Below are 10,721 nucleotides of genomic sequence, written 5' to 3'. Positions count from 1 at the left end.
AAAAATACCACGTACTTGTGAATATTTTTTAAAAAAATGCTTTTTGAAATTGGTTGTGCAGACAATTTCCTAAAGTGGATTTTTTAACGGATTTCATGAATTTAATTTTATCCTCGGATAAAGTTACAACACATTTTGCGAATATGCAAGAAAATAAATCACAAAACGCGATTAGCGTTATTAGTAGATTGAAGAAAGCGCTGAAAATCAAGACAGATATTGAATTGTCTGAATTTTTGAACATTAAGCCAAATACGATTTCTACTTGGAAAAAAAGAGATAGTGTAGATTTTGATTCTATAATCACAATTTGCGAGCTTTATGAGCTTGATTTGAATGAAATATTCTTAAATAAGAAAAAAGCAGGAGCCTATACCAACCACACTCCGTTGATTTCAAGAGAAGTTCAGTTTCAATATGCCAAAGGAAATGACAATGCCAGTTTACTTGATATTCTTCCAAAGTACAGTTTTCCTTTTATTAGTGCAGATGAATCCAGAGTATTTCAGGTGGTTAGCAATAACATGTTTCCTGTAATAGATGAGAATTCATTTGTGGTTTGCGAAAAAATTGACATTGACCGGATTGAAAATGATTCTATCATTGTTTTTGTAAGCCATGAAAAAGGCCTGTTCATCAATCGGGTGGCAAAAAGTACCTATGATGATAACATTTTTGTATTGAGCAATGAAAATGATTTTTATTCCAGTTCTAAATTGAACGTTTCTGAAATTTCAGAAGCATGGGTTGTGCGTGGTGTCTTGTCGTACGACATAAATAATGCCAACCGATTCAAATTTATAAACGAAAGCATCAAAAAGATTAATAAGTTTCTTGACGATGCGAAAGTCAAGTAATAACTATGCCATAAAAAGGATTCTTTCCTTAATTTTATAGAGAATCCTTTTTATGGCGCACTTGAAAAATATCGCGTTTTATCATAATTCTGTGGAATAAGATAAATCCACCTTATAATTGTGTAACATTTTCAGAAATAATATAAATAATTTTGTCTCATATCTATGGGAGTTGTGAAATTAGTTTGTTTCTTATTGTTGCTCATCTGCGCCAAAGGCTTGTCACAGACTTTTGGTAAATCACCTATTTCCATATATCCCGCTCCACTAAGCGAAAAGGATATGATGTACTATAAATGGTACAATCATCCCGAAGAAGAAAATATTTATATCATTAATTTCGAAAGAAATATTGATGGATTTACTACAGCCTTCAAAGAAGTAAGGCGATTACTTGCAGAAAATAATCTCAAATTTGAAGAAACAATAAGTAATCTGTCATCTTTCCATCCTGACCTGGATTCTGAACACAGTTATGAAGAATTGCATAGCTCTGTTAAGGATGAAAAATCGAAAATTTTCATGACATGGAATTCAGGAAAAGACTTCCTTACACTCTTTTTAAAACATGATATTTACATGTTAATTTTAGGTAATAAGAAAGCGGAATAATGCGCATGCCCGGTTCTTAGGGTGCATCTTTTTTAAGATTGCATTGGGGAGAACAAAATTTTAGCCACATCCTGCATGTTAAGCCATTATGTCTAATCTAATACCTAATTATTTAATATGGGTACATCTATGTATGTTTTCCTGGTTGATGACGACCAGGATGACCGTGAATTGTTTGAAGAAGTAATAAAGGGAATCGATGATTCTATTGATTTGCTAATGTTTAAGAATGCCCTGGAATTGATGGAGTATCTTAATAGAGAAGATATTTCCCTTCCACAAATTATATTTCTCGATTTGAATATGCCTCTTATTTCCGGAACGGAAAGTCTGAAGCAGATAAGGTCGAATCCACGGTTTATGGACATATCGATAGCGATTTATTCAACGTCTTCTTTAGAAAAAGATATTGAAGAAACGTTTGTCAACGGAGCTAATATTTATATCACAAAGCCCAATGATTTTTCAATATTGAAAAAGACCATAAAAAACGTCCTCAATATCAACTGGCAATACTTTGGCTCCGGCATGGACAGGAAAAATTTTTTCTATCATGTCTGACAAAAAAGAAAGTTTTTTAAACCCGTAAGAAAAAATAATTTTTGTTCAAAATAAGTTGCGGATGTGAAAAAGTGATGTTCTTTTTGCAATATCTTTGTACTATTCAACAGCAACGTTATGAAAATAATTCTGTCATCTGCCGTATTTTTTGTGTGTACCATCAGCTTGGCGCAGGATGTGGCTTTTATCAGTTCTATTTCAAAAACAGATAAAGGAAATGCCCGACAGGCTTCTGATAAAATTGCTTCGCTGACTACACTTTCGTATCGTTTTTACAAGGTTATGGAGCAGGCATCTGATTCTACCTATACGATTATTTATGCTCCGGCTGCTCTTTCTGATGCAGACCTTGAAAGCAAAAGCGAGTGGGATGAATGCCTGTATGTCGATTTCAAACTGGAGAATAAGGAAGTTTCAAAAACCCTCAAATTTCAATCCATCAGAGGAAAATATCTCGACATATTTCCGGCATGGAAAAAATATTTCAAGCAAAAGGCTCATATCGAATATACGATTACTGACCCGACCACACGCGAAATAGTTGATGCCAATCATGGCTATCGCTTCATACTTAAGGAAGGTGAAAATGCCAGGATTCCGAGATGGAGCATTATCAACAAATCCTAATGCCTTAAATCCATTCCGAAGCAGATTGATAATCATTCGGGAAATAGGTAAGATATTGCACCATTCTTGGTGTTTTGCCCCGATTGGCAGTAGCGCAATGGGGTAATGTATTTTGCCAGATAATAAAATCGCCAGCATTGCCTGTAACTGGCATTGCTGTTAAGGCTTCGGGCGCCTTTTCTCTTGGATTTTCGTCAGGCTGCAGTTTTTCCAACCAGGAATTGATTTCTTTATGAAAACCCGGAACACAATGAAACGCGCCATCATCCGGACCACAATCAGTTAAGTAAAGCAATCCCTGCAATCCATAAGGAATAGGTGTTTTCAGGCTCACGTCCCAGTGTAGCGGACTGCCCATAAATTTAAAGTTTTCGGTTTCCGGAGGATTAAAACTCACTTTGTCTATAGTGGGATAAATCTTATCAGTTTTATAAAGCTGTACATAGGCCTTGTAAATCCGTTCAGAAAGCCGGTTTCTGTTTAGGGTTTGATGGTTTGAGAAGTTAACCATCAGTCCTTTTTGTTCCGCATGCCTCTCATACCAGGTGTCCTTTTTTTCGGGATTCATTCCAAGAAATTCCCAGATGGCATTTTCTGTCGCTTTACATTCTTCTTTTGAAATAACTTCTTTTAGAATGACATATCCATTTTTGTCCCAGAATTCAAGGTCTTGTTTAGAGAGCACTTCTTCAAATTCTACCGAAATCACAGAATCTTTTCTGTTGGCCTTTATCCAGGACTTAAAACTTCCAAAATCGGGCTTTTCAAAATAGAGGAATTGCAGCGTGTCTTCCATACTGATTCCCAATCGGTACAATACTTCAATCTCCTTATCCCAGGAACCGGTATCGGTAGTTCTGCCGGTATGGGACTCCATTGTCCGTTTCCAAAGTTTTTCAAGATAAGTCCAGGGCATGGTTTTGAGATTAAGGTTGTTTTTCAAAAATAAAGAATAATCGTATACCCAAATAAAAAAACAAAAAATTAACCTTCGTTACGGAAAACCGTAAGGAAGCGTTTTTTGCACTCATTATATTTGAAAATGAGCCGGCGATATTTCCAGTAATCTGTTTAAATAGAGCTTACGGAAGCTCCGTACCTTATTTCTCACTACCACTAAGAACGGAAAGAGGTTTTTAAAGCAAGAGAATAATTGCCGTGCCCGGAAATAATTTAATGACCTATTTATTTATGGCTAAGATTCCCCAATCTGCTCTTGCATGCATAGTGTTATTGTTTTTTGCTTTTTCTGGTTGTGAAGAAGATAAGGAGATTGTGACCTACAGTAATCTTGATGTCTCTCATATAAAAGATTTCCAATATATTCCTAAGGATTCCGTAATCTGCCGATTAATCTCACAGCATCAGGATTTTCATACAACACAGATTGAAAGTTTTGAATCCCATTATGATGTTATTGGCTTTGATAAAGAAGGGAACGAATTAACGGGTTATGCAGATGTTGAAAAAGGAGAACAATACGGCAAAGGTATTATTGAAGATGAAACGGGCAGAGAGATTGAGATTGATGTGGAATGGATGGGTGACGGAAAGCTAAAAGCGAAAGACGAACAAGGAAATATATGGGAACTCACAATTGAAGAATAATAGTTTAAAAAGAAAAATATGATAATCAAAAAAGAAGACCTAAAAGAAAGGAAGGACTTTAGCCTTGAAGAACACAGCCCTTTTATGATTTTGGATACAAAACATTTTCAATATTTTAGTGATATAGAAAAATTTGGCTACGCAGTTGAAGTACTCAATGTGGTTAATTCCATTACATGGATTAATAAGATGTACAGAGACTTAAAATCCGAACTTCATATTGAAACAGAGATTTTTTATGAAATTATTGACTGTATTCTGAATTCCAAACGTTTTAGTGACCAGCAGTTGGAAAGGTATTATTTAGCACAGCAAAAGCTGGAGCAATTTTCCAGTATTACACACAAGCTGACAGATACAGACAATAATTTTGATGTGCCTTTTACTGTTGATTTTATTATTTTGGGAGCCAACCAGGAGCAATATGAAAACCTAAGCGATGATAGAAGAAACGAATTGCATGATGAATATGCGGCATTGTTTTGCCAGGTCAGGTCAGGGGAAATCGAAATTGAAGATTTTCTGTTACAGGTAAAAGCATTGATCTTTAGTATGGACGAATTGGAACTGGAAAACAGTATTTAACTTTACCATCAATAAAAAGCTATAACTCTCGGACTCAACCCGGGAGTTTTTTTATGGATGAAATAAACGGAAATCTTAATTAACTGTTAGGTTCGATATGAATCAGGATGTGCCCTAATTGAGGAATTTCCCTGTGTAAGGTATCAATTAACTGATGTGCCAGATCGTGGCCTTCCTTAACCGTTATATTAGCATCAACAATGGCATGAAGGTCAACATGGTATTTCATTCCTGCTTTTCGGACATAGCATTTTTCAGTTCCGATAATTCCTGCTGATGTCAAAGAAACTTTTCTGATTTCTTCTACCAGGTCATCATACAGGTGTTCATCCATAATTTCACCGAGAGCGGGTCTGAAAATCAGGTAGCTGTTGTAAAGTATGAATCCTGAAGCCAGAAGAGCAGCCCAGTCATCAGCAGATTCATAACCCTTTCCAAAAAATAAAGCAATTGAAATACCGATAAAGGCAGCTACAGAAGTAATGGCATCGCTCCTGTGATGCCAGGCATCTGCTTTTAGGGATGAGCTGTTGGTTTCCTTGCTTTTTTTCATGACAAGGCGAAAGGAAATTTCTTTCCATATAATAATAGCTCCAAGGACAATCAGGGTGTAAGGTTTTGGAAGTGCATGCGGTGTCCCGATATTCAGTATGCTTTCATAAGCTATGATAGTAGCAGAAGTTATGAGGAACCCCACAACAAGAAACGTAATCAGCGGTTCCGCCCTTCCATGTCCGTAAGGGTGGTTCTCATCGGCCGGACGGCTGGAATATTTTAATCCGAATAAAACCAAGGCCGATGAAAAAATGTCTGTAGTAGATTCAATAGCATCGGCAATTAATGCATACGAATTACCAAAATATCCTGCTGCTCCTTTTATAAAAGCCAATGCAGTATTTCCTAAGATGCTGAAATAAGTGGTTTTAATTGCCGTTTCAGTGTGTGTGTTCATCGGATGGGATTGGGTGGGATGCGCTATTTATTTTGTTGCAAGATACTTCAGGTTGGCGAGAGTTTTTATAAAAAATACACTTTTTTACAAATCCATTTTATTTAGGAAAATTTTGATAAGTTATGTTGTAAGATTTGTCAATCAATGAAATAATCGTATTTTTGATTTGCAAATATACCCCTAAATGGCAACAGAGTTGAAAAAAATACTACTGGCTGACGACCACAGTGTAGTCCGTCACGGAATTTCATTGATTTTGAAAGAATCATTCAATGGAATTACGGTTGAGCACGCCGAAAGTTTTACGTCTGTATTGAACCTGCTAAAAACCAGTGTTCCCGATTTATTATTTTTAGATATCAATCTTCCGGGAGGCAACAGTACCAAAATGATTGAAAAAATCAGGCTGTCCTATCCGGACCTGAAAGTTTTGATGTTTTCTGCCTATGATGAAGAGCAATATGCCCTTCGGTATATCCATGCCGGTGCCAATGGTTTCCTGAACAAACACAGTTCCGAAAGCGAGATTATCAATGCAGTACAATCGGTTATGGAAACCGGAAAATACATCAGCGCCACTGTCAAAGAGAAAATTCTGGAAAATGTATTGCATAAAACTCCTATCAATCCGTTGGAAAGCCTTTCTGACCGTGAAATTGAAGTAGCCGGACTTTTGGCCAGGGGAGAAGGCAATCTGGAAATAGCCAACCAGTTGAATATTCAAATGACTACAGTTAGTACTTACAAAAACAGGATTTTTGAAAAGTTAAGAATTAACAATGTAGTCAGTCTGGTAGAAATCCTTAAGATTTACGAAAACTAGCTGCTTTTTTCTTCCTGCAGCCAGATGGTTATTTCAGTTCCTAGTTGGACTGTACTTTCAATATGCATACTGCCGTTTAAGATAATTAAGAGCTCGGCCACCATTGGTAATCCCATACCTATTTTTCGGACACCTTCCTGTGTTTTGCTGTTTTTAGAGGTATTGTAAAAATCTACAAGTTCGGGCGACATCCCTTTTCCCGTATCTTTTATCCGGATAAAAATATTTTCATCTCTTTTACCGGAAGTAAGCACAATCCTGCCGTTAAAGGTATTTTTAATGGCATTGTCGAGCAGGTTATGGATAATAATTGACAACAGCAGTTTGTTGGTTGATAGTACGAGAGTAGTGTCAATTTTATTGATTATCTCTGTTTTTTGAGAAGAAGCTATATTTAAAAAGATGGTTGTTTTTTCTTCCGCAAGAGTATAAAGACTGTAAGGTTCGGAAGAGTTTTCCTGTTTGCTCACTTTGGTGTATTCCAAAAGATTGTCAACAAAATGATAAAGCTGGAAAGAAGAAGTATAAATAGACTTTAAATCTTCTTCAACTACTTTTATATTGTTACTGTTCTGATAGGCATGCTTGCCGGTTAATGCCAAAAAGCGGAGCGGACTCTTGATGTCGTGCGTAATCGTCCGGATTAATTTCTTATGGTTGATAATTTCCTCACTTAGTTTTTCTTTAGTGTTTCTTAACGTACTGATGGTATTGCGTAATTGGAAAGTCTGTTCCGCAATCTTTTTTTCCAAAAGAACATTTTTTCTCCTGATGTAGCGGATTCTCATTTTAATGGTATAAAAAATAAGCGTCAAACCGCATAAAACCATCAGGATATTGAACCAGATAGTTTGGTAGAAAGCCGGCGGGATAATTATGGTGAGCGTTTTGTATTTATAATTAGAGTCAAAACCGGTGAGTTTTCGAGCTGTAAGATAATAAGTTCCGTGTGGGAGTGAAGTATAAGAAATCTCATCGCCTTTCAAAGAAGTCCATTTTTGAGAAATAGGTCCCTGTAAGCGGATTTCAATATTCAGGTTATTTGGGTTTCCGTAATACGGACTGTTGATAAATAGCCTTACCCTTCCAAAATTATTTTTCAAAAGCAAGGTGTCATTGCTGATTTCCTGTGTCCGGTTGTCAACTTCGGCTTCCTGAAAATAGATTTCATTATCGGGGAGAAGCAGTTTTATTTTTTCAGGAAAGAATAATATGTTGCCCCTCATTGATGGAAATGAAAGGGCATTGTTTCCTAATTTCAGACCGCAAGGCTGGCAGCCTCCGTTGAATTCATTGGTGTAAAATCCGTCTGATTTGTCATAATACTGATAGTAAACATTATCTGTTTTTCCCTTAGAATAATTTAACAGGTTTTTCTTTGAAGCCTGAAAAAGCCCTTTGTTTGTGGAAATCCATAAATAACCATTCTGGTCTTCAATAATGCAATGAGATGAAAGCAGATACCTGTTTTTGTCAATAGGAAAATGGGTTGTTTTTTTGGTGTACGGATTGTAAAGAAAAAAACCTTTTTCATAGGTAGTTACCCATATTTCGTTTGGGTTTTCAATATAGATGCTCCTTACATAAGTATTGGAGATTTTCTTGATATTTTCAACCTTTTTTTCCCGGAAATAAATTTTATGGAAGCCCAAATGCGAACCTGTCCACAAGATGTTATCTTCAATTTGAAGCATATAAGTAGGATGAAAAGGAACCACCATATAAAGTTTAAAACTCGGTTTTGATAGTCCGGTATCTTCCAGTCTGAAAAGCTTTCCGGCGGGAGCACCATTCGTAGCTGTTCCGGCCAGAATTTCTCCTTTTAGTGTTTCAAAAAGCAGAATGACCCGGTCTTCAAAAAACCAGGTGTCGAAAGTCGTAAAGTTGGTACTTTTATTAAGTCGGTAAATTCTGTTGTCCTGTTTGGTCCAGAGGCCGCCGTTACGGTCTTTGAGGAGGATGTAATTGTCATTCTCCTTGGTGAAGAAACGTTGTTTCTGCACGCCGGAAGAGCTGAATATTTCTCCGGTTGTAGAGAGAAAACTATCATTTCCATGAGGAATCTGGGCATAATATACTCCGTTTTTATTATTGCCAATAATGCTGTTGAATTTCTTTTTCTTGACAATCAGCAGTCCGTCGGTACTGCTTCCCAAATACAAGATGTCATTCGGGACATCATAGTAATACGAAATAATATTGTTTTTAGAAATATTAAAATCCTTTAGCAGGACTTTCAGGATTAATTTATCCTGGTTCTTTTCCAGCAGATATACCGTATTGTTAAAAGTAATGAAGGTTTGTTGTGCCACCGTATTTGGAAATACTGTAAATCCCGTAGTTGGTAATCCTTCAATAGTGGCGAGGTAGGCTTTCCCGTTTTCGAACCGTACAAACTTTCCGTTTTTATGAGAATAAAGAGCGTTGTTGACTAAGAAGAATTCCGTATTGTCCGGGTCATACTCATACTCTATTTCCCAAAGTTTCTGATTGTTTTTGGTGTAGGCTGCCAGTTTCCCGTTTTCCAGGCTGAAATAGCTATTGTCTGTTTTGTAAATCTTATGAGCATAAACTCTTTTGCCTTTGTGAAGATGGTTGGTCAGGCGAAAAGATTCGGGGATTTTATGTTTTGGGATGATTGAAGGTCTGTTGTTTTTTATAAGTATCAGATCTGTAAAGTCGCTCAACGCATAAATACTGTCGGTAGAAACTGTCCCTCTGAAATAGCTTATCCTGTTCGTTCCCAGTCCTTTTAGATTTTCAATATTGAAAACTTTGAACTTACTGCCGTCATAGCGCACCAATCCGTTTTCTGTTGAAAGCCATAAAAAACCGTATTTGTCCTGAATGATTGACTTGACACTGTTTTGTGGAAGGCTGTTATCATCTGCAGAATGCCATATGATGTCATACTCCCGGTTTTCTTGTTGTGAAAAAAGGGTAGAGATGCTGAAAAACACAGCAAACAACAGGTATAGTGGTTTAGAAAATGGCATTTTTAGCAGATGGAAATCAGTGGCTTAATCAGCGCTATCTGATAAGGGAAATCCATTGCTCAATATTACAAAGTTCAGCATGAAAAATGCCGAATGGTGTTGTAGAATTAATTCTACAATAAGTATTTATATGAGCCACAATTTTTTCCAATGTCAATATGGAATTTAGTAAATGATTTAACCCGATTAATTTTTATAGGTTTTGATTACTTGATGCAAGGGAAAGATTTCTTTCCCTTGCTATTATTCCACTAAATTTTTATGAGTTTACCAACATTTGCCTCCGGGCATAAAAAGATGTTCGCTAAAGTGCAATTAGTGAGCATTCTTGCAGAATTTGCAGGGACATTTTTATTGACTTTTTTTGTTGTAGCGGGAATGCTTATTCCATTTTTTCAAGATAATTTTTTCAATCAGCTGCTACTATGCCTCTCTATAGGTATCCTTACTTTTTTGGCTACTTTCTTTTTCTATCCTATATCAGGGTCCCATTATAATCCTGCTATTTCGGTTGGTTTTTTTATTGCCAACAGAATAGGTTTTAACCGACTTATTGCTTATACCTGTATGCATGTAGCAGGAGGGATTCTGGCAACCTTTCTGGGGTTTTATCTGTTTTCGCAAAAAGGCGGAACAATTTCCGGGATGTTCATTAAGCCGACAGTGTTGGGATACGAGGAAGGATTAATGTTATCGACAGTATGCCAAAGCGTACTGATGTTTATTATTTTATTGCTTTTTTTGGGTTTGACCTATTTGAAAAAGAGTAAGTTGTATGTGGCTTCTATTATGGCAATAACTGTTTTTATGGCCAATTTTGTCAATATGTCTATTACCAATTATCCGCTAAATCCGGCCGTTACTGCTGCAGAATTGCTAATCTATGGAAATCATGAGGCAATAGAAGCGTTGTCTTTATGGTTGTCACCTTTTGCCGGAGCCGGTCTGGCAGGAATTATCTACTACATCACCTTCATCAGGCCAATTAACTAAATCCGCAACCTGAAATCATAAGCCAAATTTGTAGAATTTATTCTACAAATGCTGTATGCATTGTCTACACGGCCTACGCAGTATAGTAAAGAAATTTGCACAATCGG

11 protein-coding genes are annotated in these 10,721 nt (G+C 36.6%); 8 read left to right on the top strand and 3 right to left on the bottom strand.

The window, feature by feature from the left end; genetic code table 11:
• Positions 1-143 precede the first annotated feature (143 nt).
• From B0G92_RS12325 to B0G92_RS12310, 4 genes are all read left to right on the top strand, one after another.
• Positions 144-857 carry a LexA family transcriptional regulator gene (locus B0G92_RS12325; protein WP_162239720.1) on the top strand — a complete coding sequence of 238 codons (714 nt, stop codon included), beginning with the start codon at positions 144-146 and terminating at the stop codon, positions 855-857.
• A 174-nt stretch (positions 858-1,031) separates the two neighbouring features.
• On the top strand, positions 1,032-1,469 hold the full coding sequence (locus B0G92_RS12320; protein WP_143395040.1) for a hypothetical protein: 438 nt from the start codon (positions 1,032-1,034) through the stop codon (positions 1,467-1,469).
• Positions 1,470-1,586: 117 nt separating this feature from the next.
• Positions 1,587-2,030 carry a response regulator gene (locus B0G92_RS12315; RefSeq protein ID WP_101472418.1) on the top strand — a complete coding sequence of 148 codons (444 nt, stop codon included), beginning with the start codon at positions 1,587-1,589 and terminating at the stop codon, positions 2,028-2,030.
• A gap of 117 nt (positions 2,031-2,147) precedes the next feature.
• Positions 2,148-2,657, top strand: a complete 510-nt coding sequence (locus B0G92_RS12310) for a hypothetical protein (protein ID WP_056073802.1) — start codon at positions 2,148-2,150, stop codon at positions 2,655-2,657.
• A gap of 4 nt (positions 2,658-2,661) precedes the next feature.
• On the opposite strand, the gene B0G92_RS12305 is transcribed toward B0G92_RS12310, so the two are convergent.
• Positions 2,662-3,573 carry a phytanoyl-CoA dioxygenase family protein gene (locus B0G92_RS12305; RefSeq protein WP_101472417.1) on the bottom strand — a complete coding sequence of 304 codons (912 nt, stop codon included), beginning with the start codon at positions 3,571-3,573 and terminating at the stop codon, positions 2,662-2,664.
• Between the two features lie 275 nt (positions 3,574-3,848).
• Between B0G92_RS12305 and B0G92_RS12300 the strand changes: the two genes are divergently transcribed.
• On the top strand, positions 3,849-4,265 hold the full coding sequence (locus B0G92_RS12300; RefSeq protein ID WP_143395039.1) for a hypothetical protein: 417 nt from the start codon (positions 3,849-3,851) through the stop codon (positions 4,263-4,265).
• A gap of 18 nt (positions 4,266-4,283) precedes the next feature.
• Entirely contained in the window at positions 4,284-4,850 is a 567-nt protein-coding gene (locus tag B0G92_RS12295; RefSeq protein ID WP_101472415.1) for a hypothetical protein, read from the top strand.
• 79 nt (positions 4,851-4,929) lie between these two features.
• On the opposite strand, the gene B0G92_RS12290 is transcribed toward B0G92_RS12295, so the two are convergent.
• On the bottom strand, positions 4,930-5,802 hold the full coding sequence (locus B0G92_RS12290; RefSeq protein ID WP_101472414.1) for a cation diffusion facilitator family transporter: 873 nt from the start codon (positions 5,800-5,802) through the stop codon (positions 4,930-4,932).
• Positions 5,803-5,986: 184 nt separating this feature from the next.
• On the opposite strand from B0G92_RS12290, the gene B0G92_RS12285 reads away from it, so the two are divergent.
• Positions 5,987-6,625 carry a response regulator gene (locus tag B0G92_RS12285; RefSeq protein WP_056073792.1) on the top strand — a complete coding sequence of 213 codons (639 nt, stop codon included), beginning with the start codon at positions 5,987-5,989 and terminating at the stop codon, positions 6,623-6,625.
• Here the strand turns inward: B0G92_RS12285 and B0G92_RS12280 are convergent.
• On the bottom strand, positions 6,622-9,621 hold the full coding sequence (locus B0G92_RS12280) for a ligand-binding sensor domain-containing protein (RefSeq protein ID WP_101472413.1): 3,000 nt from the start codon (positions 9,619-9,621) through the stop codon (positions 6,622-6,624). The genes B0G92_RS12285 and B0G92_RS12280 overlap by 4 nt on opposite strands.
• Before the next feature lie 261 nt (positions 9,622-9,882).
• Here B0G92_RS12280 and B0G92_RS12275 point away from each other — a divergent pair, with 261 nt between their 5' ends.
• Positions 9,883-10,614, top strand: a complete 732-nt coding sequence (locus B0G92_RS12275; RefSeq protein WP_101472412.1) for an aquaporin — start codon at positions 9,883-9,885, stop codon at positions 10,612-10,614.
• Positions 10,615-10,721 lie beyond the last annotated feature (107 nt).

It is taken from the genome of Flavobacterium lindanitolerans (genome assembly GCF_002846575.1).
GTDB lineage: Bacteria > Bacteroidota > Bacteroidia > Flavobacteriales > Flavobacteriaceae > Flavobacterium > Flavobacterium lindanitolerans.
Note: the sequence above shows the minus strand (reverse complement) of the source record. Positions and strands in the feature narration are given on the sequence as shown.